Origin of the sequence: Streptomyces sp. CA-146814 (assembly GCF_050942385.1) — a bacterium.
GTDB lineage: Bacteria > Actinomycetota > Actinomycetes > Streptomycetales > Streptomycetaceae > Streptomyces.
In genome coordinates, this window is the sequence record NZ_CP192068.1 from 5,324,636 (window position 1) to 5,349,901 (window position 25,266).

Consider the following 25,266-nt stretch of genomic DNA (forward strand, 5'->3'; position numbering starts at 1 on the left):
AAAGGAAACACCATCATGGCGCTTCTGGACCTTCAGGCGATGGAGACCCCGGCCGAGGAGGCCTTCGGCGAGCTCGCCACGGGCAGCCAGGTCTCGCTGCTGGTCTGCGAGTTCAGCTCGCTGAGCGTGGTCCTCTGCACCCCGTGACGCCTCGCCGCCCGCTCCGCCGGTGAAGTTGCCGGCGGGCCGGGCGGCCCGTCCGCCGGTCCCGAGCGGTTCGTCCGCCCGGGGCCGGCGGCGTACGTACGTCAGCCCGTCCGTACGTCAGCCCGTCTGTACGTCCGCACGTCAGCACCTCCGTACGTTCGTACGCGAGCACGTCCGTACCGCCAGCACGTCCGAACGCGATCGACGCGGGTCCGGAAGGGAAGACCACGTGCGGCTGAAGCCCCGCCCACCGACGCCCTCCGGCGCACGCCGGCTCGCCCGGCGCCACCCGGCCGCCCTCCTGGCCCTGTTCCTCTGCTCCACCGGCGGCGCGCTCGCCGCCCTCGCGCTGCCCGCCGCCCTCGGCCACACGGTCGACGGGCTCATCGGCGGCGGCCCCGTGCCCTGGTCCGGGCTGCTGCTCTGCGCCGTACTGACCCTCGCCGAGACCGGGTTCGACGCGGGCGCGGCCGTGCTCACCACCCGCACCGGCGCCCAGCTCACCGCCCACCTCCGCACCCGCACCACCGCCCGGGTCCTGGCCGCCGAACCGCGCCGCGCCCTCGCCGTACCGACCGGCGACCTCACCGCCCGGCTCACCGCCCGCACCGCCGACGCGGCGACCGCGCCCACCACCGCAGCCGGCGCCGTCGCGGGCGTCCTGCTGCCGCTCGGCGCGGTCACCGGCCTCTTCCTCATCGACCCGTGGACCGCCGCCGCTTTCCTGCTCGGCGCGCCCCTCCTCGTCGCCCTCCTGCACACCTTCACCCGCCGCACCGCCGACGCCGGGGCCGACTACCAGCGCGCCCAGTCGCTCATCGCCCACCGCCTCACCGAGGCCCTCGACGGCGCCGAGACCATCCGCGCGGCCCGCACCGGCGCCCGCGAGTACCGCCGCATCCTCGAACCGCTCTCCGCACTGGCGGACCACGGCCGCCGCACCTGGGCCGTGTACGGGCGGGCCGCCGGGCAGAGCGCCCTGCTGCTGCCGCTCCTCATGCTGCTGGTCCTCGCGGTCGGCGGACTCCGGCTCCACACGGGCGCGATCGGCGTCGGCGACCTCGTGGCCGCCTCCCGGTACGCGGCCCTCGCCGTCGGCATCGGCTCCCTCACCGGAGCGCTCGGCGCCCTCGCCCGCAGCCGCGCCGCCGCCCGCACGCTGGACCCGCTCCTCACCCTGGACCCGCTGCCGCACCAGGGCCTCGGCCCGCTCCCCGGCGGCCCCGGACACCTCGAACTCCGGGACGTCGGCGTCGTACAGGACGGAAAGCCGCTGCTCACGGGCGTACGCCTGACCGTCCCCGGCGGCACGTCCCTCGCCGTCGTCGGCCGCTCCGGTTCCGGCAAGTCGGTGTTCGCGGCGGTCGCGGGCCGGCTGCTCGACCCGGACACCGGAACCGTGCTCCTGGACGGCGTGCCGCTGGCCGCCATGGACCCGGCCCTCCTCCGCCCCGAGATCGCCTACGCCTTCGCCCGCCCGGCCCTGCCCGGCACCACCGTGGAGGACACGATCGCCTTCGGGCCGTGGACCGCCGGTCCCGAGGCGGTACGGGACGCCGCCCGCGCCGCCCGCGCCGACGGGTTCGTCGGGCTCCTCCCGTACGGCTACGCCACCCCGCTCACCGACGCTCCGCTCTCCGGTGGCGAACGCCAACGCCTGGGCCTGGCACGCGCGTTCGCCCACCCGGGCCGCCTGCTGATCCTGGACGACGCGCTCTCCGGCCTCGACACCGTCACCGAGCACCACGTCCGCCGCGCGCTCGACGAACGGGCCGGCCGCTCCACCCGCGTGATCGTGGCCCACCGCCTCTCCTCGGCCGCCCGCGCGGACCAGGTGCTCTGGCTGGAGGACGGCCGGGTCCGGGGCACGGGCCCGCACGAGGAGCTGTGGACGGATCCGGAGTACCGGGCGGTGTTCCGTACGGAGGCGGGGGAGGCGGAGGCGCTGCCACGGGCCCGTACGGAGGCGGGGGAGGCGGAGGCGCTGCCACGGGCCCGTACGGAGGTGGAGGCCCGGTGAAAGCGTCCGGAAGCGCTCGCCGTAACGGCCCCCTCACCCGCGTCACCCGCGACGCCCGTCCCTTCCTCCGCGCCCGCACCGGAGTGGTCCTGCGGCTGGCCGGCTGGTCGCTGCTGGAGTTCGTCCAGACCTTCCTGGGCGGATTCGGCGTCGCCAGGGCGCTGGACCACGGCTTCCTCGCCGGACGCCCGCTCACCGGCCTCCTCTGGCTGGCCGTCGCCGCCGTCGCCGTACTCCCCGCGCAGCTCGCCACCCGCGGGGTCTTCGGACGCCTCGCGGACCTGGTGGAGCCGCTGCGCGACGGACTCGTGCGGCGCGCGGTCTCCCGTGCGCTCACCGGCGCCCTCGCGCACCCCGCCGGCACCACCGCCCGCTCCCTCTCCCAGGTCACCCACCAGAGCGAGATCGCCCGCGACGGCTGGGCCGGACTCGTCCTGACACTGCGGTCGTTCGTGTTCACGGTGGCCGGGGCCGTGGTGGGCCTGCTGGCCCTGGAACCGCGCCTCCTGCTGCTCGTGCTGCCTCCGCTCGTCCTGGGCGCCGCGCTCTTCCTGGCCACCCTGGTCCCGATGGCCGCCCGCCAGCGCGACTACCTCACCGCCGACGAGGCGTACGCGGCCCACGCGGGGCGGACCGCCGCCGACCTGCGGGACATCGCCGCCGCCGGGGCCGCCGACCGCACGGTGGCGGAGTCCGAGGCCCTGGCCGAGGACCAGGTCCGCGCGGCCCGTTCACTGGCCCGCTGGTCCGGCGTACGGGTGGTGGCCCTGGCGGTCTGCGGACGCTTCCCGCCCCTCCTGCTGCTCCTCGGCGCCCCGTGGCTGCTCCGCGACGGCCTCACACCCGGCGCGCTGGTCGGCGCACTCACCTACCTGACCCAGGCGCTGGCCCCGGCGGTCCAGGCGCTGATGACCATGCTCTCCACGGTCGGCGGCCGGCTGCTGGTGGTCCTGGACCGGTTCACCGACGCGCCGCCGCCCCCGGCCGAGGACGAAGCCGACGACCGGCGGCCACTCCCGCGGGGCCGCGCACCCGTCGCCGAGCTCCGCGCCGTCACCTTCGCGTACGGACCGGCCGCGCACCCCGTCCTGGACCGGCTCTCGCTCACCGTCGCCCCCGGCGAGCACCTGGCCGTCGTCGGGCCGAGCGGCAGCGGCAAGTCGACGCTCGCCGCGGTCCTTGCCGGGGTGGAGGCGCCCACCGGCGGCGCGGTGCGGTGGCACGGGCGGCCGGTACGCGCGGCCGACGCCACCTCCGTACGGGTTCTGCTGCCGCAGCACGCGTACGTGTTCACCGGTTCGCTGCGGGACAACCTCCGCTACCTCCGCCCCGGCGCGAGCGACCGCGACCTGGCCGCGACGGCCGACGCGCTCGGCCTGGACCCCCTGCTCACCCGGCTCGGCTCGCTCGACGCCCTCCTCGAACCGGACCGGCTCTCGCAGGGAGAACGCCAGCTGATCGCGCTCGGCCGGGCCCATGTGGCGGCCCCGCCGCTCCTCGTGCTCGACGAGGCGACCAGCCGGCTCGACCCGGCCGCCGAGACCCGGGCCGAGCTGGCCTTCGCCGCGCTGCCGGGCGCTCTGGTCGTCGTCGCGCACCGCCTCAGCTCGGCCCGGCGCGCCGACCGGATCCTGGTGATGGACGGCCCGCGCACCCGCTGCGGGACCTCGGCGGAGCTGCTGCGTACCTCGGAGCTCTACCGCGACCTGGCGGGCCTCTGGGCACCGGACGACGTCCACGACGGGCCGGTCGCCGTGGACCACGGGCCGGTCGCCGTGGACCACGAGCCGGAGAACACACCTAGCGAGGCGGAGCGCACGTCTCACGGGAACGGGTTCATATCCACCCCGCCTCCTTCGCCCGTCTGATCGCGTCGACCCGATTTCGCGCGCCGGACTTCCGAATGGCGGCGGCGAGGTAATTCCGTACCGTCCCCGGCGTCAGATGCAGCCGCTCCGCGATACCGGAGACCGTCTCCCCGCTCTCGGCAAGGGAGAGCACGCCCAATTCCCGGGGAGACAGGGGCATGTCGGCCACCTGCAACAGGCTGAAGGCAAGTGACTCGTCAATATGCCGGCCGCCGTCGGCCAGTTTGTGCATGACCTCGGAGAGGTCGTCCACCGGCCGGTACTTGTCGATATAGCCGCGGGCCCCCGCCTCGTACGCCCGGCGCAGTCCGCGCGGCCGGTCGCTGCGGGTGAGCACCGCCAGCGGGCAGCCTCTGCCGTGCGGTTCGGCCAGCGATCTCACCTCCTCCAGGACGTCCAGCGCGTCCGGACAGTCGAGGTCGGTGAGGAGCACGTCCGGTGCTGGTCCCGCCTCCGGACCGAGGCCGGCGAGCGCCGAACGTATCGCGCCCCGGTCGGCGGTCGTCACGTCTATCCCCTGCCCCGCGCCGAGCAGGGAAGCGAGCGAAGCGCGCCACAGCGGCACGGTGTGGACCAGCAGAACGGTTGTCATCAAGCTGCCTCGGCATTTCTCTCCTGGCGCGCGCACTACAGACGTATCGCAGAATGCGATGGCGTGTGCGCGTCGGGTGACGGGTCTCCAGTGGAGCGCATGAGCATTCGGGTACGCCGACGAATTGGCGGATTCCCGTGCCTGATGGGCGCGGATGGGGGCGTTCGGATGTACAGCGGGAGCGCACGGCGTGGCGGACTGGCCGAATCCGGCTCCATGAGATGGGGGTCGGACGAGTGGGAGCGCGCAATTCCAGCCGTTTCCGGCGGTTGTTGGCTCAGTTCAGCTGTGAACCTCTGTCGGTCGGCCGTTATTCCGTTCGTGCCAGAGGCCCCGACCGGCCGTTGGCTCAGTTCAGCTCATTCCGGCTCAGCTCAGTCCAGCTAGGTCCAGCTCAGTCCAGCCCGGTTCAGTTCTGCTCGGTTCAGTTCAGCAGGGCCCGGGCCGCTTGGGCCTGGTGCCGGATCGACTCGGCCGTGGTCGGCTCGATGGTGTCGAGCACCTCCGCGTACTCCTCCATCTCCGCCGCCCCGCGCTGGAACTCGCCGCGCTGGACCAGGAGCTGGGCCCGCTCGTAGCGCAGCCGTGCCGGGTGCGAGGGCAGGAGCAGGGAGAGCTCCACGGCCCAGAGGGCCACATCCGTGCGCTCGGGCCGGGCGGCGGCCCAGGCCCGGACGTTGTTGAGGATCCGCAGCACGATCTCCAGCGGCCGCGCGGGCGTCAGCATCGACGGCTCGAGGGGCGCGCCCGTCGCCGTGGTGACCAGGAGGTCGGCGTCCTCACCGGTCAACGGCGCGCCGCCGGTGAACGGATCGACGAGCACCTGATGGCCCGGATCCCCGAAGCCGACCACGAAGTGGCCCGGCAGCGCCACCCCGTACACCGGGGCGCCGGCTCGCCGGGCGACCTCGATCCACACCACCGAGAGCAGGATCGGCAGTCCCCGGCGGCGGCGCAGCACCTGCTGGAGGAGCGAGGACTCCAGCCGCTGGTAGTCCGCCGACGACCCGCAGAACTCGTTCCGCTCACCGAGCAGTTCGGCCAGCGCCGAGGCCCAGGCGGCCGGTGAGCGCGAGCCGTACGGCAGCAGCCCGGCCAGCCGGTCCAGCTCGATCTGCGCCGCGTCGATCCCGTACGGATCGGCGGACGGCCCGTCCGGATCGACCGGGCGCGGCTCCTCGGGGCCGACCGGGCCCGCCTCCGCGCCCAGCAGCAGGCAGAGCAGCGCCAGATCGGGCCGCTCGGACCGGGCCTCCTCGGCGAACTGCCGCCGGCGGTCGGCCGTACCGGAATCCTGCGCGCTCATAGGTGACCCATGCTCCTGCTCGTCCGTGCTGCCGTACCTCAGCTCCGCTCCGCGGGCCGGAAGTGGTGGTAGCGGTGGTGCGCGGCGAAACCCATGCCGTCATACAGCGCCCGCGCCCCTTCATTGTCCTCCTCCACCTGGAGCCAGGCCGCCGATGCGCCCTCGTCCAGGACCCGCCGGGCCAGGGCCGCCATCACCGTGGTGGCCAGCCCGCGCCGCCGGTGCCCGGGCGCGACCTCGACGGCCATGAACCCGGCCCACCGCCCGTCCACCACACACCGCCCGATCGCCGCAGGCGCCTCGTCCCGGCCCTCGCCCTCGTCGCCGGCCACCGTGGCGAACCAGACCGAAGGACCGCTGCCGAGCACCTGCAGCACCTCGGGGCCCGGTGTGGAGAAGCGCTGGTAGCGCGCGAGCCACGCCTCGTCCGGCGCACGGCTCAGCCGCACCGCCGACACGTCCACGTCCAGGTCACCGACCGGCGCCAGCGCGGCGATCCGCACCTCCGCCGTGACCTCGCGCCGCCACCCGTGCCCCTCCAGCTCCGCGCAGAGGGCCTCCTGCGCGCCCTCGGCCCCGGTCGCCGTCTGGATGTACGGAGGCAGGCCCCGCTCCTCGTACCACCGCTCGACCCGCCCGAACGCCTCGCCGAGCGGCAGACCCGGATCGCCGAGCGGCAGCGCGGAGTTGGCGCGCCGGGTGAAGCCGCCGGCGGCGCGCAGCCGCCAGTCGCCCAGCGGTTCGCTCTCCACCGGCTGCCAGGCGCGCGCGGTGACAGCCGCCAGCTCCGCGAACGAGGCCGCCGGGCCCCGCCTGCGGGCCGGGGCGGCGGGGACGACCTTGCCCGCCACCAGGGAGGATTCCACGATGTGGACGGACTCCCCGCTCTTCGGTGTGATCGCGACCACACCGTCGTTCCATGATGTGAGAACGCCGACCGTGTCGGTGAACTCAGCGCCCGCGCCACCCTCCGGGGAACGCCGCCGGACCGACACGCGTTTACCCACGTCAGCCGGTGTGATCCGGACTTCCAGCCGTCCGCCCATGGTGAATTCCACAGCTCAGTCCGCCCCTCCTGTTCGGATCGTGCCCGAGAACGGAGATACTAGGGGCGGGCATCGACGACGCCGCGCTCCCGCGCGAGAGCCAACGCCCTACCGAGGAGGAACGACAGCGTGACCTACGTCATCGCGCAGCCTTGTGTCGACGTGAAGGACAAGGCCTGCATCGAAGAGTGCCCCGTCGACTGCATCTACGAGGGCCAGCGGTCCTTGTACATCCACCCGGACGAGTGCGTCGACTGCGGAGCCTGTGAGCCGGTCTGCCCGGTCGAGGCCATCTTCTACGAGGACGACACCCCGGAGGAGTGGAAGGACTACTACAAGGCGAACGTCGAGTTCTTCGACGACCTCGGCTCGCCGGGTGGTGCTTCCAAGCTCGGTCTCATCGAGCGCGACCACGCGTTCGTCGCCGGACTGCCGCCGCAGAACCAGTAAGCGGCGGTACCACGTGCGCAGCCCGGTCCCGTACGGCATGTCACCGTGCGGGGCCGAGGCGTTTTCCCGTACGGCCGCCGCTACCTGAACAGCCCCGGAAAGCCTCAAGAAAGCCCCGGGAAAGCCCCGAGAAAGCAGAGCACCGTGTCCGCAGTCTCCTCCCGTCTCCCGGTCTTCCCCTGGGACAGGCTCACGCCGTACAAGAGCACGGCCCAGGCCCACCCGGACGGCATCGTGGACCTCTCCGTCGGTACGCCGGTGGACCCGGTGCCCGAGGTGATCCAGCGGGCGCTCGTGGCCGCCGCCGACAGTCCCGGCTATCCGACGGTGTGGGGCACCGAGGCGCTGCGCGACGCGCTCACCGGCTGGGTGGAGGGCCGCCTCGGCGCGGTCGGCGTGACCCACGCCAACGTGCTGCCGGTCGTCGGCTCCAAGGAGCTGGTGGCCTGGCTGCCGACGCAGCTCGGGCTCGGCGCGGGCGACAAGGTCGCCTACCCGCGGCTCGCCTACCCGACGTACGAGGTCGGCGCGCGGCTCTGCGGTGCGGAGCCCGTCGTCTACGACGACCCGACCGAGCTGGACCCGGCCGGGCTGAAGCTGCTCTGGCTCAACTCGCCGTCCAACCCGACCGGGAAGGTGCTGGCCAAGGACGAGCTGATCCGGATCGTCGCCTGGGCGCGCGAGCACGGCGTGCTGGTCTTCAGCGACGAGTGCTACCTGGAGCTGGGCTGGGACGCCGAGCCCGTCTCGGTGCTCCACCCGGACGTCTGCGGCGGTCACTACGACGGGATCGTCGCCGTCCACTCGCTCTCCAAGCGCTCCAACCTGGCCGGCTACCGGGCCGCGTTCATCGCGGGCGACGCGGCCGTCCTCGGTGAGCTGCTGCTGATCCGCAAGCACGGCGGGATGATGACGGCCGCCCCGGTCCAGGCCGCCACCGTCGCCGCCCTCGGGGACGACGTGCACGTGGCCGAGCAGCGCGCGCGGTACGCGGACCGCCGCCTGGCCCTGCGCGCGGCCCTGGAGGCGCACGGCTTCCGGATCGAGCACAGCGAGGCGAGCCTGTACCTCTGGGCGACCCGCGACGAGCCGTGCTGGGAGACCGTGGCGTACCTCGCGGAGCTGGGCATCCTGGTGGCGCCCGGCGACTTCTACGGCCCGGCGGGCGAGCGCTTCGTCCGGGTGGCGTTCACCGCGACCGACGAGCGGGTGGCGGCGGCGGTCAAGCGCCTGTCCTGACGTACGGCGTACGAGAGGGGCCCGTGACGTACGCGTACGAGAGGGGCTTCTGACGTACGCATGCGAGAGGGGCTCGTGACGTACGCATGCGAGAGGGGCTCGTGACGCACGCGTCGTACGAGAGGGGCCCGGGGAGTGCGCACTCCCCGCGCCCCTCTCGCATGCTCAGGCTGCTGCGGTGGGTCAGCCGATCGGCAGGCCGTTCAGCGGCAGGCCACCGGTGGGCAGGCCGCCCGCGAGCGTGTCGGTCGGCAGGCCGCCACCGGCGGCGCCGGCGATGCCGCCGACGGCCTCGCCCGCGCTGCCCGCGGTCTGGCCGGCGGTGTCCTGGACGGCCGGGGCGGCCACCTTGGCGGTCTGGCCCGCGGTCCGGCCCGCGGCCGGGAGGGCGGTGCCGACGAGGCGGCCGCCGGTCTCACCGGCGGCCTGGGTGCCCTGCTGGGCGGCGCTGTCCACGGTGTTGCCGAGGCCGGCACCGTCGAGCGCGGTCAGACCGCCGAGGTCAGGGGTCTGCGGGAGCTCTGCGGCGCTCGCGGCGCCGGCCGCACCGACCACGGGGGCCGCACCCGCGGCGATCAGCAGCGCGGTACGAGCGATCCGACGGGTCAGGGGGAGGGACATGGTGCTCCTTCGACGGGAAGTCAGTGATTCGGGTCCGGTGAGCCGGACGCACTGACAACAGGGCCGAGGGGAGGGAAAGTTGCGGCGAGCAAAGGTAAAGAGTGGGTAATGCGTCGGATAATCCGCAGTGGAGGAACCCGGGCAAACGATCCATTCCGAAGGCGTTCGATGAACCGTCACTTCCCTTGAACGACAAGGGAGTCGGTGCGGGGTGAACGGAAGGCCGACGAGGCGGCCCAAGAGTGTCCGGGGGGCGGCCCCAAGGGCCCTTCCGGGTGACGGGTCGTACTACTGAGCGACCCGGATTCCGACGGCCGTCGTGTCCGGTTCCTTGTCCTTCGTGCGTTCCGTCCGCCAGCCCGGTCCGGCCTCCCAGACCCGGTCGGCGTAGCTCACACGCTCGATCCGCAGCTCCTGGGAGTGCGCCACCGCCCAGTGCGCCAGCTCCCAGCCGCGCTGCGGAGCGCGGTCCTCCGCCGTGGCCCGGGCCGACACCGGTACGGGCACCGAGACCGTGGCGGCGGCCGACGCGCCCGCCGCCTTCGTGACCGGCAGCACGTCCTTGCCGAAGGTGCGCACCAGCTCGGCCCGCACCTGCGCCGCGTCACCCGGCCCCTCGGCGGTCTTCGCCGACGGCGTGCAGTTCAGCGATGCGGGCTCGCGCCCGGTCAGCGCCGCGGCCAGCAGCGCGGCATCCGGCTCGTGCTTCGCGTACGCCTGCGGGAAGCCGCTGCGCTGGACGCGCTGCGCCGCCACGGTCAGCGGGAGCCGCGAGTAGCCCGGGACCTCGGCGAGGTGGTCGTAGAACTCGCCGGCCGAGTACACCGGGTCCATGATCTCGGCCACCGTGCCCCAGCCCTGCGAGGGCCGCTGCTGGAACAGGCCCACCGAGTCGCGGTCGCCGTAGTCGATGTTGCGGAGCGTGGACTCCTGGATCGCCGTCGCGATCGCGATCGTCACCGCCCGCTCCGGCATCCCGCGCGTGGTCCCCACGGCGGAGATCGTCGCCGCGTTCGCCGCCTGGTGCAGGCTCATCTCGTACGTGTGGTCGCCGTCGGCGGCCCGGACCACGCAGCGCGGCGCGGACTCGGTGGTGGAGGAGTCGTACTGAACGGCCAGATAACCGCCCAGCGCGGCGAGCACGGTGAAGCCGGCCGCGTAGCGGAGAAGGCGGCGACGGGCGGGGCTGGCTGTCCGGGACACGGGGCCCACCGTACTGGAGGGTACGGCCGGGGACCGATACCCAGGTGCTCCGGGACCGGTGCCCGGGTCTTCGGGGCCCGATGTCCGGGTCCTCCAGGGGTGCTACCAGGCCCTCACTCCGGTCCTCTAGGGTCGTAGCCATGTCCGACAGCACGCTTGACCTGACCCTGGACGGCCCGGCGCTCACCGCCCGGCTCGTCGACTTCCCCTCGGTCAGCGGGGAGGAGAAGGCGCTCGCCGACGCGATCGAGACAGCGCTGCGCGGCCTGCCCCACCTGACCGTCGACCGCCACGGCAACAACGTCGTCGCGCGCACGAACCTCGGCCGCGCCGAGCGTGTCGTCCTCGCCGGACACATCGACACCGTGCCGATCGCCGACAACGTCCCCTCGCGCCTCGACGCGGACGGCATCCTCTGGGGCTGCGGGACCACCGACATGAAGGCCGGCGTCGCCGTCCAGCTCAGGATCGCCGCGACGGTCCCGGAGCCCAACCGCGACCTCACCTTCATCTTCTACGACAACGAAGAGGTCGCCGCCCACCTCAACGGCCTCGGCCACATCGCCACCGCCCACCCCGACTGGCTCGCCGGAGACTTCGCCGTCCTTCTGGAGCCCTCCGACGGCGAGGTCGAGGGCGGCTGCCAGGGCACGCTCCGGGTCCACCTCCGTACAGCCGGGGAGCGGGCGCACTCGGCGCGCAGCTGGATGGGGTCCAACGCCGTCCACGCGGCCGCCCCGATCCTGGCGAAGCTGGCGGCGTACGAGCCGCGCCGCCCGGTCATCGACGGCCTGGAGTACCACGAGGGGCTCAACGCGGTCGGCATCGAGGGCGGCGTCGCCACCAACGTCATCCCGGACGCCTGCACCGTCGTCGTCAACTACCGGTACGCCCCCGACCGCACCGAGGAGGAGGCCGTCGCCCACGTCCGCGAGGTCTTCGCCGACTGCGGCGTCGCCGAGATCGTCATCGACGACCACTCCGGCGCGGCCATGCCCGGCCTCTCCCACCCGGCCGCGAAGGCGTTCATGGAGGCGGTCGGCGGCACGGCCCGGCCCAAGTTCGGCTGGACGGACGTCTCCCGCTTCGGCGGCCTCGGCATCCCGGCGGTGAACTACGGCCCCGGCGACCCCATCTACGCCCACAAGCGCGACGAGCACGTGGTCGTCGAGAAGATCACCCACTGCGAGGACCGCCTCCGCTCCTGGCTCACCGCCTGACCGGCTGACCGCCCGACGCACGGCATTCCCCCGTACGTAACCTCCGCCGATCTACGCTGGCCGGACGCAGCACGACACGGCCCGACCCAGGACGACGCAGGTCGGTGGAGGGAGCGGAACATGGGCAACGCCGAGGACGCACGAATCCCTGAAGGTGCGGAGGTCCCCGAGGGCGCGGTCGCCCCGGAGGAACAGTGGCTGGGTCCGGTGGTCCGCCGCAGGGAGCAGGTCCAGCCCGGCACGACCGATCAGCGGCTGCTGGACTCCGAGGGCGACTCCGAGTGGGTGCACACCGACCCGTGGCGGGTGATGCGCATCCAGTCGGAGTTCGTCGAGGGCTTCGGCGCGCTCGCGGAGCTGCCGAGCGCGATCAGCGTCTTCGGCTCGGCCCGCACCCCGGCCGGATCACCGGAGTACGAGGCCGGGGTGGCGATCGGCAAGGCCCTGGTCGACGCGGGCTTCGCGGTGATCACCGGCGGCGGCCCCGGTGCGATGGAGGCCGCCAACAAGGGCGCCCGGGAGGCGAAGGGCGTCTCGGTCGGCCTCGGCATCGAGCTGCCCTTCGAGTCCGGGCTGAACCCGCACGTCGACATCGGCGTCAACTTCCGCTACTTCTTCGTCCGCAAGACGATGTTCGTGAAGTACGCGCAGGGCTTCGTGGTCCTGCCCGGCGGCCTCGGCACCCTGGACGAGCTCTTCGAGGCGCTCACCCTCGTCCAGACCGGCAAGGTCACCCGCTTCCCGATCGTCCTCTTCGGCACGGCGTACTGGGGCGGCCTGGTCGACTGGCTCCGCGAAACGGTGGTCGCGGGCGGCAAGGCCTCGGAGAAGGACCTGCTGCTCTTCCACGTGACGGACGACGTGGACGAAGCGGTGACGCTGGTGACGAAGGAGGTCGGGCGGTAACCACTTCCGGCCCGCCCGGCACACTCAAGCCCGTCCGGCGATTGAGGACATCTTTTCCGGCCGGTCCGGCCGGACTCAGCCCCTCCGGCGCTTGAGGAGCGGGGCCCGGGGCAGCGCCCCGGACCCCGCCCGCCGGGCAGGCGGCCGACCTACGCCAACCCCCGCCGCGCCACGGCCGGAGGGCGATGCCCGGCGATGGACGCCACCATGTCCAGAACCTGCCGCGTCTCCGCCACCTCATGCACCCGGTACACCCGCGCCCCCAGCCACGCCGACACCGCCGTCGTCGCCAGCGTCCCGATGACCCGCTCCTTCACCGGCCGGTCCAGCGTCTCGCCCACGAAGTCCTTGTTGGACAGCGACACCAGCACCGGCCACCCCGTCTCCGCCATCTCCTCAAGCCGACGCGTCGCCTCCAGGGAGTGCCGCGTGTTCTTGCCGAAGTCGTGCCCCGGATCGATCATGATCCCGTCCGCCCGCACCCCGAGCGCCGCCGCCCGCTCCGCAAGACCCACCGTCACCCGCAGGATGTCCGCCATCACATCCTCGTACGCGATCCGGTGCGGCCGCGTCCGAGGCTCCGCGCCCCCCGCGTGCGTGCACACCAGCCCCGCCCCGTACCGCGCCGCCACCTCCGCCAGCTTCGGATCGACCCCGCCCCACGCGTCGTTCAGCACATCCGCCCCGGCCTCGCAGACCGCCTCGCCCACGTCGTGCCGCCAGGTGTCCACGCTGATCACCACATCCGGGTGGCGGCGGCGGACCTCGGCGACGAACCCGACCGTGCGGCGGGCCTCCTCCTCGGCGCTGACCTCATCGCCGGGACCGGCCTTCACCCCGCCGATGTCGATGATCGCGGCGCCCTCGGCCACCGCCTGCTCGACCCGGGCGAGCGCCGGCTCGTCCCGGAACGTGGCGCCCTGGTCGTAGAAGGAGTCCGGGGTCCGGTTCACGATCGCCATGATCACCGGCTCGTGCGGCCCGAACTCCCGCCGCCCCAGCCTGAGTGCACCGCTCCGCATCCCGTGTCTCCTCCTCGAATTGCTCGCCGTCGGCCCGCCGACAGCCCGCAGTCGGCCCGCGGATCGCTCGCCTGCGACCCTAAGGCCTTATCCGGTCGGCCCCGACTTTTGTCAGTGCCGCATGGCACGATCGGAGCCGGTCGAGGTCTCAGCCCCCCCCCGGGAGATGCGCGTGTTCTGGTTCTTGCTGCTCACGATGGTCGTGGTCGTCACGGCGGTCACCCTCGCGGTGGTCGGCGGTGGCGGGAGCGCCGTGCTCCAGGACGTGGAGCCCCAGCGGTTCACCGACCCGCTGCCCGCCACCCGCCCGGTCGGCCGGGCGGACGTCGAGGCGCTGCGCCTGCCGATGGCCGCGCGGGGCTACCGGATGGCCGATGTCGACGAGGCGCTGTCCCGGCTCGGCGCCGAGCTGGCCGAGCGGGACGCCCGGATCGCGGAGCTGGAGTCCGCCCTGGCCGGGGCGCAGGCGTCGGCGGTGAGCACGGGCACCGATCTGTTCAAGCATCCGGGTGACCGGCCGGCCGAGCCGGGAGACCAGGGCGCCGGCCCGGCCCGTGGAGAGGACGAGGGCCGATGAGCGACGGCGGAGCCCTGCCCGCCCCCGACGGCGGGCTGCGCTGCCCCTGGGGCCTGTCCACCGAGGACTACCTCGCCTACCACGACACCGAGTGGGGCCGCCCGGTCCACGGCGACGACGCCCTCTTCGAGCGGCTCTGCCTGGAGGCGTTCCAGTCCGGCCTGTCCTGGCTGACGATCCTGCGCCGCCGCGAGACGTTCCGTACGGCGTTCGCCGGGTTCAGGATCGCCGAGGTCGCGAAGTTCACCGACACCGACCGGGAGCGGCTCCTCGCCGACCCGGGCATCATCCGCAACCGGGCCAAGGTCGACGCCACCCTCGCCAACGCGAAGGTGCTCGCCGACTGGCCGGCCGGGGAGCTGGACGAGCTGATCTGGTCGTACGCCCCCGACCCCGCCGGCCGCCCCGCCCCGCGCGCCCTGGACGACGTCCCCGCCGTGACACCGGAGTCCACCGCGCTGGCCAAGGAGCTCAAGAAGCGCTCGATCCGCTTCGTCGGCCCGACCACCGCCTACGCCCTGATGCAGGCGTGCGGCCTGGTCGACGACCACCTCGCGGCGTGCGTGGCCCGGGGCGGCGCCACCGTGGGGTGAGCCGCTACTTCCCCAGGTAGACCGGCTTCTCCTTCTTCAGGAACGCCTCCACCGCGATGGTGTGGTCCTGCGACGCGCCCGCCCGGGTCTGGAGTTCGTCCTCCTTCTCCAGCGTCTCGGCGAGCGTGTGGCCGGCGCCGTACGCCATCGACTCCTTCAGCGCCGCGTACGCCACCGTCGGCCCGTCCGCCAGCGCCCGGGCCACCCGCGCGGCCTCCTCGGCCAGCTGCTCCGCCGGGACCACCCGGTTGACCAGCCCCAGCTCGTACGCGTCCTGCGCGGAGATCGAACGCGGGAAGAACAGCAGATCGGCGGCGCGGCTCGGCCCGATCAGCCGCGGCAGGGTCCAGGACACGCCCGAGTCGGCGGTGAGTGCGACGCCCGCGAAGGAGGTGTTGAAGGAGGCGGTCTCGGCGACCACCCGGTAGTCGGCCGCCAGCGCGAACCCGAACCCGGCCCCGGCCGCGACCCCGTTCACCCCGGCCACCACCGGCTTGGCCATCTCCGTGATCGCCCGCACGATCGGGTTGTAGTGCTCCCGCACCGTGCTCAGCGCGTTGCCGTCGCCCGCCTCACGCGTCGCCGCCAGCGTGGCGACATGCTCCTTGAGGTCCTGGCCCACGCAGAAGGCGCGCCCGGTGGCCGTGAGCAGAACCGCCCGTACGGCAGGGTCCGCGGCCGCCGCCCGCAGGGAGTCCCGGAGCGCGACCTTCGCCGCGGTGTTCATGGCGTTCATCGCGTCGGGTCGGTTGATCGTGATCGTCGCGAGACCCTCGCTCACGTCGTACAGCACGGTGTTCGCCGGCTCGTCGGCCATTGCGGTCCATCCCCTCACTGCTCGGGCATCGTTGCCACTGGAGGCAAGCATGGCCGACGCGGAGCGGCCCGTAGATGTGACCTGCGTCTAACAATTGGCTCTCACCTGGGGCTCCGGGGCGGCGCAGTATCGCAGCCGGATCGCCGAATTGGGTGGTTTTGAGAGAGCGCGTTGCGCAAGCGATGCAGAGCGATGTTGGTCATAGGGGTCCTTGATGCGGGATAATGGCGAAGAAGCAATGTGTTCGATGCCGGTGAGGCAGCGCCTGTCATGGGGCCGCCGGTTGCGATGAGCTGGTTTCAGGAAGGGGAACGAGCATGGCGGCCATGAAGCCGCGGACGGGCGACGGCCCGCTCGAGGTGACAAAGGAGGGGCGGGGCATCGTCATGCGCGTTCCGCTCGAAGGCGGCGGTCGACTCGTTGTCGAGCTGACTCCGGACGAGGCCGATGCCCTCGGCGACGCGCTGAAGAAGGTCGTCGGCTGACGCGGAACGCCCATCACCTTCACCACTGCCCGGTACGGATCTCCGTACCGGGCAGTGGTGCGTCCGGAGGCGTTTCCACGGGTACGGGGCTCAGCCGCGCCGGACCGCGCAGAGCAGCCCGTCGCCGACCGGCAGCAGCGTCGGCATCAGCTCCTGGCTCTCGCGCACCGCGCGCAGCAGCTCCCGCAGCCGCAGCACCTCGGCGGGCTGCGCGGCGGAGTCGACGGTGCGGCCGTCGGCGAAGACGCCCTCGAAGCAGACCAGCCCGCCGGGGCGCAGCAGGCGCAACGATTCAGCGAGGCAGTCGAGACTCTCCAGCCGGTCGCCGTCGCAGAAGACGAGGTCGTAACCGCCGTCCGCGAGCCGGGGCAGTACGTCGAGGGCGCGGCCGGGGATGAAGCGGGCCCGGTTGGAGGCGAAGCCCGCCTCGCGGAACGCCTCCCGGGCGAACTGCTGGCGCTCGGGCTCCGGGTCCACCGTGGTCAGCACGCCGTCGGGCCGCATCCCGTGCAGCAGATAGATGCCGGACACGCCGGTGCCCGTGCCGATCTCCGCCACCGCCTTGGCGTCCGCGGCACCGGCCAGCAGGCGCAGCGCGGCACCGGTGCCCGGGGAGACCGAGCGGATCCCCAGCTCACGGGAGTGCTCCCTGGCCCGGTGCAGAGCTTCGTCCTCGGCGACAAAGGCGTCGGCGAGGCCCCAGCTCGTCTGCCGGTTGGCGGTAATGACCCTCTCCTGTCCCCGTAGTTGGCGCAACGGTGACTGTATCCGCTGGACCCGGGAACCCGCAGATGGGACCGGGCGTTGTGCAAGGAGTGGGGAGAGCGCAGTGACCCGGCCCGCGGATCGGACCGGTGAGCTGCGAGGACGTTCCGGGCGACGCCCGGCCCCAGCAGGGAAAAGTCTTATCCGGAGCTAACGGGCGAGGTGGCTATGGTAGGGGCTCCACTGGACACCACCAGAGCCGATAGGGGAGGTGCGGCTGCGCCTGTGGATCGGGGCGGGGTGCTGCGGCGCCTTCTCAGGTCGGCCGGTGAGCCGAAATCCGTGACCAACATTGCTGACCGTTCTTCCGAGGACTCCGCACCGACCGCGACCTTCGCCTCCGATGCGGACCAGGCGTGGACCCCGCCCTCATGGGAAGAGATCGTCAGCACGCACAGCGGTCGCGTGTACCGCCTTGCCTACCGGCTGACGGGTAACCAGCACGACGCCGAGGACCTCACGCAGGAGGTCTTCGTCAGAGTCTTCCGCTCGCTGTCGACATACACGCCCGGCACGTTCGAGGGTTGGCTGCACCGCATCACCACCAACCTCTTCCTGGACATGGTCCGGCGCAAGCAGCGCATCCGCTTCGACTCGCTCGGCGACGACGCGGCGGAGCGGCTGCCCAGCCGGGAGCCGTCCCCGCAGCAGGTCTTCAACGACACCCACTTCGACGCCGACGTGCAGCAGGCGCTGGACACCCTCGCGCCCGAGTTCCGTGCCGCCGTGGTCCTCTGCGACATCGAGGGCCTCAGCTACGAGGAGATCGCCGCCACGCTCGGCGTGAAGCTCGGCACCGTGCGCAGCCGTATCCACCGCGGCCGCTCGCACCTGCGCAAGGCGCTCAAGCACCGTTCGCCCGAAGCCCGCGCCGAGCAGCGCTCCCTGGCGGACGCGGTCCTGGCAGGGGAGGGCGGAACGGCGTGAGTGGCACAGGTCCGACCGGTCCCACCCCTGCGGAAGCGCACCTGGGGGACCGGCTCGCCGCGCTGGTCGACGGCGAGCTGAATCACGACGCCCGCGAGCGGGTGCTCGCCCACCTGGCCACCTGCGCCCGGTGCAAGGTCGAGGCCGACGCCCAGCGCCGCCTCAAGAGCGCCTTCGCCATGTCCGCCGCACCCTCGCCCTCCGAGGGGTTCCTGGCCCGTCTGCAGGGCCTTCCCGGGGGCCCCGGCGGCGACGACACCGGTTCCGGCCGGCCGTTCGGCTCGGGCGGGCCCTTCGCCGACGAGTTCTTCTCCCCGCTGGGGTCCTCCGGCTCCACCCGCCGCGACTCCGCCGTGGAGCCGTCCCCGCCGGCCGGCTTCGGGTATCTCCCGGCTCCCCACGGCTCCACCGCCGTCCTGCCCGGCGGCTCCCGCTCCGCCTTCCGCTTCCACGAGGTGGCCCGGGACGCCGAGCGTTCGCCGTGGCGTGGCCGGCGCTTCGCCTTCGCGGCGGCCGGTGCCGTCTCCCTGGCGGCCATCGCGCTCGGCGGCACCCTGCCGCTGGACTCAGGACCGGACCCCCTCCTGCGCGCCGAGGGCAGCGGCAACAGCGTGATCCCGCTTGACGCGGAGACCCGCGCCGGTGGCTCCGATGCGGCGGTGAGCCGTCGCGGCGGCGCCCAGTCGGTGGGCGGCGGTGACCGCCTGGCCGTCAACCGCTCGGCGGGCGACGTGTCGTCGACCGGAGCGCACCGCTCCGCGCCCTCGCTCACCGCTCCACCGGCATCGCCCGCCCCGGGGGTCAAGCCGCCCCTGTCGCCGGGGGCCCGGACGACGGCCCCGCCGCTGTTCTCCGCCCCGGCCCTGGGCGGGCACCCCTTCACGCTCCCGGTGCTGAACGCGTCCGTGCCGCCGCTGATACGTCCGACCGGTGGCTCCACCCCGCTCCTCGCGGCGGTGCTGGGCAGCGGATCGACGGCGAAGGCGCTCACCCCGCCGGTGCCGTCCGCGCCGCCGCAGCCCGCGCCGACCAACGACCTGGCGGGCCCGCTCCTGCCCCGCCGCTGACGGCACCTGGCCGAACCACGACGGGACCCCTGCGCGGGGATTCGCAAACCTGGTTGAATTCCGGGGAGGGACGCCTCTGTGGGGCGTGCAGAGGCCAGTTGCGGGGAGAGCATGGACGACGGTAAGCCCACCGGGCCGCAGGCGAAGTGGTGGAGCCGCCCCACGGCGGCCCGCCCCGGCCGCGACGAGCCGGAAAGCCAGGGCCGCCCGGCCACGGGCGAGGACACGACCCCGTCCACGCCCGCCGACCGCCTTGGCCCGACCGGTGCCTCGGACCCCCTGGCCGCTCCCGCGCCCGCCGACCGCCCTGGCCCGACCGGTGCCTCTGACCCCTCGGTCGCTCCCGCGCCCGCCGAGCACCTGGCGGCCGGCCCCGCGCCCACCTCCGGCCAGGAGCCGCACCCCTCCCTCCCCGCCGGGCCGCCGCTGCACGAGCCCGACGCCTACAGCACCCCGCCGTACGGCGGCCCCGGGCCGTGGGCGCCCGCGCCGCCGGTCCAGCGGCCGACCCCGGCCCACGGCACCCCCGTACCCCCGCAGGCAGCGCCCCCGGCCCCCGTACCGCCGCAGGCAGCGCACCCCACCCCCGTACCTCCGCAGGGTTCTCAGCCGTCCTCGCAGTGGGTGCAGTACGACCCGTGGGGCGCGCCCGGGCAGCCGTTGACGCAGGTGGGGCCGCCGGCCGGCAGCGAGCCGGGGAGCCGGAAGAACCGGCCCGGCGGCGCTTTCGCCGGAATGCTGCTGCTGGCCCTGGTCGCCAGCGGTATCGGCGGCGGCGTCGGCGCGTACGTCGAGCGCACCGGCGGCCTCACCACCGTCGAACTGCCGCAGGCGAGCCACGACAACGGCGACCGGGCGCCCGAGAGCGTCGCCGGCATCGCCGCCAGCGCCCTGCCCAGCGTGGTCACCCTGCACGTCAGCGGCACCGCCGAGTCCGGCACCGGCACCGGCTTCGTCCTCGACGGCCGGGGCCACATCCTCACCAACAACCACGTCGTCGCCCCGGCCGGATCCAGCGGCGACATCACCGTCACGTTCAGCACCGGCGAGACCGCCGCCGCCGAGCTCGTCGGCAAGGACAGCGGCTACGACCTCGCCGTCGTGCGGGTCAAGGGTGTCTCCGGCCTCAAGCCGCTGCCGCTCGGCAACTCCGACAACGTCCAGGTCGGCGACCCGGTGGTGGCCATCGGCGCCCCCTTCGACCTGTCCAACACGGTCACCTCCGGCATCATCAGCGCCAAGCAGCGCCCGATCACCGCGGGCGGCGAGAAGGGCGACGGCAGCGACATCAGCTATGTCGACGCCCTCCAGACCGACGCCCCGATCAACCCGGGCAACTCCGGCGGCCCGCTCGTCGACACCCAGGCCCACGTCATCGGCATCAACAGCGCCATCCGCGCCGCCGACAGCGGCAGGGGCGCCGAGCGCGGCGGCCAGTCCGGCTCCATCGGCCTCGGCTTCGCGATACCGATCAACCAGGGCAAGCGCGTCGCCGAGGAGCTGATCAACACCGGCAAGGCCACCCACCCGGTGATCGGCGTCACGCTGGACATGAAGTTCACCGGCGACGGCGCCAAGGTCGGCACGAAGGGCGCCGACGACGGCCCCGCGGTCACCAAGGACGGCCCGGCCGCCAAGGCGGGCATCCGGTCCGGCGATGTCATCACCGACGTCCAGGGCCAGCGGGTGCACAGCGGCGAGGAGCTGATCGTGAAGATCCGCGCCCACCGGCCGGGCGACCGGCTGGAGCTGCGGCTGACCCGAGGCGGCAAGGAGATGTCCGTCACGTTGACGCTCGGTTCGTCGAGCGGCACGTGAGCGACACGGCGAGGTACCGCCCGGACAGGTCGGCCAGGTACCGTTGAGCGGTCCGGGCGCTCGTCCCACCTGGCCGGGGCCGGCCGGGCGGAGCAGCCGGGACCGGCGGAGAACACGCGGAGAACACAAGGAGCAGCTAGGTGTTCAATGACATAGGCGCACTGGAGCTGCTGACGCTCGGAGTGCTGGCCGTGCTGGTCTTCGGCCCCGACAAGCTGCCCAAGCTCATCCAGGACGTCACGCGTACCATCCGCAAGATCCGTGAGTTCTCGGACAGCGCCAAGGACGACATCCGCTCGGAGCTGGGCCCGCAGTTCAAGGACTTCGAGTTCGAGGACCTCAACCCCAAGACGTTCGTCCGCAAGCAGCTGATGGACGGCAACGACGATCTGGGGCTGAAGGAGATCCGCGAGAGCTTCGACCTCCGCAAGGAGCTCTCCGACGTCACGGACGCGGTGAACGGGCGCACGCCGGCGCCGGATTCCGCCAACAGTGCGGCGAACGGATCGGCGGGCGCGTCGGCCGCCGCCACCTCGACCAGTCTCACCAAGACCGGCGACACCACCCCTGACCTGCTGAAGAAGACCCCGCAGCAGACGCAGCCCGAGCGGCCGCCGTTCGACGCGGACGCCACCTGACGCCAGGTCAATCCCGACTCGTCCGGACGGTATGGCTATTCTCCATCTGTCCGGTTGCGAGGACGCCCACGCCCGCGGGGGGCGGGCCGCTCCGGATCAGGACTGATCGAGGAGGCGGCCGCTCAGATGGAGACGACGAGTCGGGTGGATACGGACGGTGCCCCTGGCACGGTCACGGCGGAGGAGGTGCCGGCGGCCCGGCGGCGTACCGTCGACGGCTATCTGGAGGCCCCGTTCCCCTGGTACGGGCTGGACGAGGCCTTCACCGGGCCGCGCTGGCTGATGCAGGTCGGTACGGCGGCGGACGGCACCGTGCAGCACGGCTCCACCGGACACGGTGACGAGCCCTCGGTGAAGACGGACGGCTCCGTCGCCGAGAAGGAACGGTTCGCGGCCGTCATCACGGTCGCCGCCAGCCCCGTCAGACGCAGCGGTGACGGTACGGGCGTCCTGGACGCCACCACGGTCTCCTCGGCCGCCTGGCTGGCCGGCTCGGGCCTGCTGGCGTACACCTGGCCGCCGCAGATGGACCACACGCTGCGCGACGACTGGCTGGACCAGCAGACCGAGACGGCGTTCACCCTCGCCGACGACCTCGGCTCCGCGCCCTGGTCGAAGCTGTCCCTGCCGGTGGACGGCGTTCCGGTGGAGTTCCACTACCGGGAGTCCGAGTTCGGCTGGGTGCTGGCCGGGTCGGCGCACGAAGGTGTGCACATCGGGGCGTACGGGCGGGGGATGAGCGCGTACGGTCTCGGGTTCGCGGTGATCAAGGACATCGAGACCTACGAGTAGGCCGAAGACGTCCTCAAGCGCCGGACGGGCCGGGTCCTGCTCGGGCTCGTCCGGCGCTTGAGGGCGAAAAGGCCAGCTTGAGGCGAAAAGGTCAGAACTTGTTGCGCGGGGTGATCCCCAGCGACATGCCCGACAGGCCCCGCTGGCGGCCGCCCAGCTTCTCCGCGATTCCGCGCAGCGCCTTGCCGGCCGGGGAGTCCGGGTCCGAGAGGACCACCGGCTTGCCCTCGTCGCCGCCCTCGCGCAGCCGTACGTCGATCGGGATCGAGCCCAGCACCGGCACCTCGGCGCCGACCGTCCGGGTCAGCCCCTCGGCGACCCGGGCGCCGCCGCCCGAGCCGAAGACGTCGACCATCTCGTCGCAGTGCGGACACGGCATGCCCGACATGTTCTCCACGACGCCGACGATCTTCTGATGCGTCTGTACGGCGATGGAGCCGGCCCGCTCCGCCACCTCGGCCGCCGCCTGCTGCGGGGTCGTGACGACCAGGATCTCCGCGTTCGGCACGAGCTGTGCCACGGAGATCGCGATGTCACCGGTGCCCGGCGGCAGGTCCAGCAGCAGGACGTCCAGGTCGCCCCAGAACACATCGGCGAGGAACTGCTGGAGCGCCCGGTGCAGCATCGGGCCGCGCCACACCACGGGCTGGTTGCCCGGGGTGAACATGCCGATGGAGATGACCTTCACGCCGTGCGAGGACGGCGGCATGATCATGTTCTCGACCTGGGTGGGCTTGCCGTCCGCGCCGAGCATCCGGGGCACGCTGTGCCCGTAGATGTCCGCGTCCACGACGCCGACCTTCAGCCCGTCGGCCGCCATCGCCGCCGCGAGGTTCACCGTCACCGAGGACTTGCCGACGCCGCCCTTGCCGGAGGCGACCGCGTACACCCGGGTCAGCGAGCCGGGCTTGGCGAAGGGCACCTCGCGCTCGGCGGTCCCGCCGCGCAGCGAGCTCGCCAGCTCCTTGCGCTGCTCGTCGCTCATCACGTCGAGGGTGACCTCCACGCGGGAGACGCCCTCGACGCGGGAGACCGCGTCGGTCACGTTCCTGGTGATGGTGTCGCGCATCGGGCAGCCGGAGACCGTGAGATACACCGTGACAGCGACTACACCGTCAGGATCGATCTCGACCGATTTCACCATGCCCAGCTCGGTGATCGGGCGGTGGATCTCCGGGTCGTTCACTGTCGCCAGTGCCTCAAGCACCGCGTCTTCCGTAGCCATACAGACGATGTTACGGCGCCGGGCCCCACGGGCGGGTAGCCCGTCAGCGGTCGCCTTCGTCACTCTCGGACGTGAGGAGGATCTGCCGGTCCTCCATGTCCCGCACCATGTCCTGGAGCTCGGAGCGGATCCAGTCCCGGGTGGCGACCTCGCCGAGGCCCATCCGCAGCGCCGCGATCTCCCGGCTGAGGTACTCGGTGTCCGCGATGGAGCGCTCGTTCTGCTTGCGGTCCTGCTCGTGGGTGACCCGGTCCCGGTCGTCCTGCCGGTTCTGCGCGAGCAGGATCAGCGGAGCCGCGTACGAGGCCTGGAGCGAGAGCATCAGGGTCAGGAAGATGAACGGGTACTCGTCCCAGCGCAGCTCCTTCGGCGCCCAGATGTTCCACACCACCCAGACGATGATGATCAGCGTCATCCAGACGATGAACCGGCCCGTCCCCAAGAACCGCGCGATCCGCTCGGAGAACCGGCCGAACGTCTCGGGGTCGTACTCCGGGATCAGCCGGCGCCGCGGCGACTTCGGCTGGTCGATCCGGGTGCGCGGCGGGCGCGTCAGGCCCGAGGAGCCCGTCGAGGCGGCCTTCGCCCTCTCCTCACCGGCCATGGCGGATGCCCCCCTCGCCGTGGAAGTCGGTCTCGCGCCAGTCCTCCGGCAGCAGGTGGTCCAGGACGTCGTCCACGGTCACCGCGCCCAGCAGCGAGCCGCTCTCGTCCACCACGGGCGCCGAGACCAGGTTGTACGCGGCCAGATAGCTGGTCACGGTCGGCAGCGGGGTGTCCGGCGGCAGCGGCACCAGATCGCTGTCGACGATGGAGCTGACCAGCGTGAACGGCGGATCGCGCAGCAGCCGCTGGAAGTGCACGGTGCCCAGGTACTTGCCGGTCGGCGTCTCGTCGGGTGAGCGGCACACGTACACCTGTGCGGCGAGCGCCGGGGAGAGGTCCTGCTGACGGACCCGGGCGAGCGCGTCGGCCACCGTGGCGTCCGGGCGCAGCACGATCGGCTCGGTCGTCATCAGACCGCCCGCCGTCCGCTCCTCGTACGCCATCAGACGCCGTACGTCGGCGGCGTCGTCCGGCCGCATCAGGGTCAGCAGCCGCTCCTTGTCCTCCTCGGGCAGCTCCGAGAGCAGGTCGGCCGCGTCGTCCGGGTCCATCGCCTCCAGGACGTCGGCGGCCCGCTCCTCCTTGAGCTTGCCGAGGATCTCCACCTGGTCGTCCTCGGGCAGCTCCTCCAGGACGTCGGCGAGCCGGTCGTCGTCCAGCGCGGCGGCCACCTCGACCCGGCGCTTCGGCGAGAGGTGGTGCAGGGCGTTGGCGACATCGGCCGGGCGCAGCCGCTCGAAGGTGGCGACCAGGTTCTCCGCGCCCTGCCCGTGCTCCTCCAGCGAGAAGCCGCTCACCGCCGACCACTCCACCGTCAGCGTCTCGCCCTTGCGGCGCAGCGCCCCGCCGCGCCCCTTGCGGACGAAGTACTTGTCGATCTCCCAGTCCCGGCGGGCCGGCAGCTGCTGGATCGCCACGTCCAGGACGGTGACCTCCTCCTCGGTCTCCACCAGCCGCACACGGCGGTCGAGGAACTCGCCGAGGACGAGCCGTTCGGTGGGCCGCTGCTCGAAGCGCCGCATGTTGACCACACCGGTCGTGATGACCTGGCCCGACTCGACGCCCGTCACCCGGGTCATCGGCAGGAAGATCCGCCGTCGGCTGACCACCTCGACGACCAGGCCCAGGATGCGCGGCGGCCGTCCGCCGACCCGCAACATCGCCACCAGGTCGCGGACCCGGCCGACCTGGTCCCCGTTCGGATCGAACACGGGCACCCCGGAGAGGTGCGAGACGAAGACCCTGGGGGCCCCTGCCGCCATGCTCCGCCTCCTTGTCGCTCTCGTCGTTCCGGTCCGGCCGACGCTGTCGCGGAC

26 protein-coding genes are annotated in these 25,266 nt (G+C 73.0%); 15 read left to right on the forward strand and 11 right to left on the reverse strand.

The features are described 5' to 3' along the window. Nucleotides 1–15: 15 nt before the first annotated feature. The 3 genes from ACQP09_RS23950 (at nucleotide 16) to ACQP09_RS23960 (ending at nucleotide 4,035) form a co-directional block, all read left to right on the forward strand. The gene (locus ACQP09_RS23950) at nucleotides 16–147 is read left to right on the forward strand and encodes a SapB/AmfS family lanthipeptide (protein ID WP_018510165.1); all 132 of its coding nucleotides are present in this window, start codon (nucleotides 16–18) and stop codon (nucleotides 145–147) included. A 229-nt stretch (nucleotides 148–376) separates the two neighbouring features. Next, nucleotides 377–2,167, forward strand: a complete 1,791-nt coding sequence (locus tag ACQP09_RS23955) for an ATP-binding cassette domain-containing protein (RefSeq protein WP_433402898.1) — start codon at nucleotides 377–379, stop codon at nucleotides 2,165–2,167. Beyond that, complete coding sequence (locus ACQP09_RS23960; RefSeq protein ID WP_433402900.1) at nucleotides 2,164–4,035, forward strand: ATP-binding cassette domain-containing protein; 1,872 nt, start codon at nucleotides 2,164–2,166, stop codon at nucleotides 4,033–4,035. The genes ACQP09_RS23955 and ACQP09_RS23960 overlap by 4 nt, the downstream gene beginning before the upstream one ends. Here the strand turns inward: ACQP09_RS23960 and ACQP09_RS23965 are convergent. The 3 genes from ACQP09_RS23965 to ACQP09_RS23975 all read right to left on the reverse strand — a co-directional run bounded on the left by ACQP09_RS23965 (nucleotide 4,004) and on the right by ACQP09_RS23975 (nucleotide 6,991). Further along, on the reverse strand, nucleotides 4,004–4,627 hold the full coding sequence (locus tag ACQP09_RS23965; protein ID WP_432152638.1) for a LuxR C-terminal-related transcriptional regulator: 624 nt from the start codon (nucleotides 4,625–4,627) through the stop codon (nucleotides 4,004–4,006). The genes ACQP09_RS23960 and ACQP09_RS23965 overlap by 32 nt on opposite strands. A gap of 424 nt (nucleotides 4,628–5,051) precedes the next feature. Further along, entirely contained in the window at nucleotides 5,052–5,933 is an 882-nt protein-coding gene (locus ACQP09_RS23970) for a tetratricopeptide repeat protein (RefSeq protein ID WP_433402903.1), read from the reverse strand. Between the two features lie 38 nt (nucleotides 5,934–5,971). After that, nucleotides 5,972–6,991, reverse strand: a complete 1,020-nt coding sequence (locus ACQP09_RS23975) for a GNAT family N-acetyltransferase (protein WP_433402906.1) — start codon at nucleotides 6,989–6,991, stop codon at nucleotides 5,972–5,974. Between the two features lie 117 nt (nucleotides 6,992–7,108). Here ACQP09_RS23975 and fdxA point away from each other — a divergent pair, with 117 nt between their 5' ends. Both fdxA and dapC read left to right on the forward strand, forming a co-directional pair. After that, a complete protein-coding gene (gene fdxA, locus ACQP09_RS23980) occupies nucleotides 7,109–7,429 on the forward strand; it encodes a ferredoxin (RefSeq protein WP_003966501.1) in 321 nt (106 codons plus the stop codon). A gap of 144 nt (nucleotides 7,430–7,573) precedes the next feature. Next, nucleotides 7,574–8,668 carry a succinyldiaminopimelate transaminase gene (gene dapC / locus ACQP09_RS23985; RefSeq protein WP_433402909.1) on the forward strand — a complete coding sequence of 365 codons (1,095 nt, stop codon included), beginning with the start codon at nucleotides 7,574–7,576 and terminating at the stop codon, nucleotides 8,666–8,668. A 183-nt stretch (nucleotides 8,669–8,851) separates the two neighbouring features. Here the strand turns inward: dapC and ACQP09_RS23990 are convergent, their stop codons facing one another. Together ACQP09_RS23990 and ACQP09_RS23995 are read right to left on the reverse strand one after the other, a co-directional pair. Next, nucleotides 8,852–9,289, reverse strand: a complete 438-nt coding sequence (locus ACQP09_RS23990) for an ATP-binding protein (protein ID WP_433402912.1) — start codon at nucleotides 9,287–9,289, stop codon at nucleotides 8,852–8,854. A 288-nt stretch (nucleotides 9,290–9,577) separates the two neighbouring features. After that, nucleotides 9,578–10,492 (reverse strand): hypothetical protein, encoded by a 915-nt coding sequence (locus ACQP09_RS23995; RefSeq protein ID WP_433402914.1) that lies wholly within the window; start codon nucleotides 10,490–10,492, stop codon nucleotides 9,578–9,580. 140 nt (nucleotides 10,493–10,632) lie between these two features. Here ACQP09_RS23995 and dapE point away from each other — a divergent pair, with 140 nt between their 5' ends. Together dapE and ACQP09_RS24005 are read left to right on the forward strand one after the other, a co-directional pair. Beyond that, the gene (dapE, locus tag ACQP09_RS24000; protein WP_433402917.1) at nucleotides 10,633–11,712 is read left to right on the forward strand and encodes a succinyl-diaminopimelate desuccinylase; all 1,080 of its coding nucleotides are present in this window, start codon (nucleotides 10,633–10,635) and stop codon (nucleotides 11,710–11,712) included. Nucleotides 11,713–11,832: 120 nt separating this feature from the next. After that, nucleotides 11,833–12,618 carry a TIGR00730 family Rossman fold protein gene (locus tag ACQP09_RS24005; protein ID WP_326703665.1) on the forward strand — a complete coding sequence of 262 codons (786 nt, stop codon included), beginning with the start codon at nucleotides 11,833–11,835 and terminating at the stop codon, nucleotides 12,616–12,618. Nucleotides 12,619–12,767: 149 nt separating this feature from the next. Here ACQP09_RS24005 and folP read toward each other — a convergent pair whose 3' ends face one another. After that, nucleotides 12,768–13,640 (reverse strand): dihydropteroate synthase, encoded by an 873-nt coding sequence (gene folP, locus ACQP09_RS24010; RefSeq protein WP_433402920.1) that lies wholly within the window; start codon nucleotides 13,638–13,640, stop codon nucleotides 12,768–12,770. Nucleotides 13,641–13,806: 166 nt separating this feature from the next. Here folP and ACQP09_RS24015 point away from each other — a divergent pair, with 166 nt between their 5' ends. Together ACQP09_RS24015 and ACQP09_RS24020 are read left to right on the forward strand one after the other, a co-directional pair. Then, nucleotides 13,807–14,217: a cell division protein DivIVA gene (locus ACQP09_RS24015; RefSeq protein ID WP_433402923.1), complete on the forward strand. Its 411-nt coding sequence runs from the start codon at nucleotides 13,807–13,809 to the stop codon at nucleotides 14,215–14,217. Then, nucleotides 14,214–14,810 carry a DNA-3-methyladenine glycosylase I gene (locus ACQP09_RS24020; RefSeq protein WP_433402926.1) on the forward strand — a complete coding sequence of 199 codons (597 nt, stop codon included), beginning with the start codon at nucleotides 14,214–14,216 and terminating at the stop codon, nucleotides 14,808–14,810. The genes ACQP09_RS24015 and ACQP09_RS24020 overlap by 4 nt, the downstream gene beginning before the upstream one ends. Nucleotides 14,811–14,814: 4 nt before the next feature. Here ACQP09_RS24020 and ACQP09_RS24025 read toward each other — a convergent pair whose 3' ends face one another. After that, on the reverse strand, nucleotides 14,815–15,627 hold the full coding sequence (locus tag ACQP09_RS24025; RefSeq protein WP_433402928.1) for an enoyl-CoA hydratase/isomerase family protein: 813 nt from the start codon (nucleotides 15,625–15,627) through the stop codon (nucleotides 14,815–14,817). A 317-nt stretch (nucleotides 15,628–15,944) separates the two neighbouring features. On the opposite strand from ACQP09_RS24025, the gene ACQP09_RS24030 reads away from it, so the two are divergent. Further along, nucleotides 15,945–16,112, forward strand: coding sequence for a DUF3117 domain-containing protein (locus ACQP09_RS24030; protein WP_003966491.1), 168 nt, complete (start codon nucleotides 15,945–15,947; stop codon nucleotides 16,110–16,112). 90 nt (nucleotides 16,113–16,202) lie between these two features. Here the strand turns inward: ACQP09_RS24030 and ACQP09_RS24035 are convergent, their stop codons facing one another. Then, nucleotides 16,203–16,868, reverse strand: a complete 666-nt coding sequence (locus tag ACQP09_RS24035) for an O-methyltransferase (RefSeq protein ID WP_404060078.1) — start codon at nucleotides 16,866–16,868, stop codon at nucleotides 16,203–16,205. 177 nt (nucleotides 16,869–17,045) lie between these two features. Between ACQP09_RS24035 and sigE the strand changes: the two genes are divergently transcribed. The 5 genes from sigE (at nucleotide 17,046) to ACQP09_RS24060 (ending at nucleotide 22,119) form a co-directional block, all read left to right on the forward strand. Further along, nucleotides 17,046–17,804, forward strand: coding sequence for an RNA polymerase sigma factor SigE (sigE, locus tag ACQP09_RS24040; protein WP_380961552.1), 759 nt, complete (start codon nucleotides 17,046–17,048; stop codon nucleotides 17,802–17,804). Beyond that, on the forward strand, nucleotides 17,801–18,871 hold the full coding sequence (locus ACQP09_RS24045; RefSeq protein ID WP_433402931.1) for an anti-sigma factor family protein: 1,071 nt from the start codon (nucleotides 17,801–17,803) through the stop codon (nucleotides 18,869–18,871). The genes sigE and ACQP09_RS24045 overlap by 4 nt, the downstream gene beginning before the upstream one ends. Nucleotides 18,872–18,982: 111 nt before the next feature. Beyond that, nucleotides 18,983–20,689 carry a trypsin-like peptidase domain-containing protein gene (locus tag ACQP09_RS24050; RefSeq protein WP_433402933.1) on the forward strand — a complete coding sequence of 569 codons (1,707 nt, stop codon included), beginning with the start codon at nucleotides 18,983–18,985 and terminating at the stop codon, nucleotides 20,687–20,689. A gap of 140 nt (nucleotides 20,690–20,829) precedes the next feature. Next, the gene (locus ACQP09_RS24055) at nucleotides 20,830–21,327 is read left to right on the forward strand and encodes a sec-independent translocase (protein ID WP_433402936.1); all 498 of its coding nucleotides are present in this window, start codon (nucleotides 20,830–20,832) and stop codon (nucleotides 21,325–21,327) included. 126 nt (nucleotides 21,328–21,453) lie between these two features. Further along, on the forward strand, nucleotides 21,454–22,119 hold the full coding sequence (locus tag ACQP09_RS24060) for a hypothetical protein (protein ID WP_433402939.1): 666 nt from the start codon (nucleotides 21,454–21,456) through the stop codon (nucleotides 22,117–22,119). Nucleotides 22,120–22,210: 91 nt separating this feature from the next. Here ACQP09_RS24060 and ACQP09_RS24065 read toward each other — a convergent pair whose 3' ends face one another. The 3 genes from ACQP09_RS24065 to ACQP09_RS24075 are packed head-to-tail and all read right to left on the reverse strand — an operon-like array spanning nucleotide 22,211 to nucleotide 25,212. Next, complete coding sequence (locus tag ACQP09_RS24065; RefSeq protein ID WP_433402942.1) at nucleotides 22,211–23,344, reverse strand: Mrp/NBP35 family ATP-binding protein; 1,134 nt, start codon at nucleotides 23,342–23,344, stop codon at nucleotides 22,211–22,213. 43 nt (nucleotides 23,345–23,387) lie between these two features. Beyond that, nucleotides 23,388–23,948 carry a DUF1003 domain-containing protein gene (locus tag ACQP09_RS24070; RefSeq protein ID WP_433402945.1) on the reverse strand — a complete coding sequence of 187 codons (561 nt, stop codon included), beginning with the start codon at nucleotides 23,946–23,948 and terminating at the stop codon, nucleotides 23,388–23,390. Further along, a complete protein-coding gene (locus tag ACQP09_RS24075; protein ID WP_433402948.1) occupies nucleotides 23,938–25,212 on the reverse strand; it encodes a magnesium transporter MgtE N-terminal domain-containing protein in 1,275 nt (424 codons plus the stop codon). The genes ACQP09_RS24070 and ACQP09_RS24075 overlap by 11 nt, the downstream gene beginning before the upstream one ends. Nucleotides 25,213–25,266: the final 54 nt, after the last annotated feature.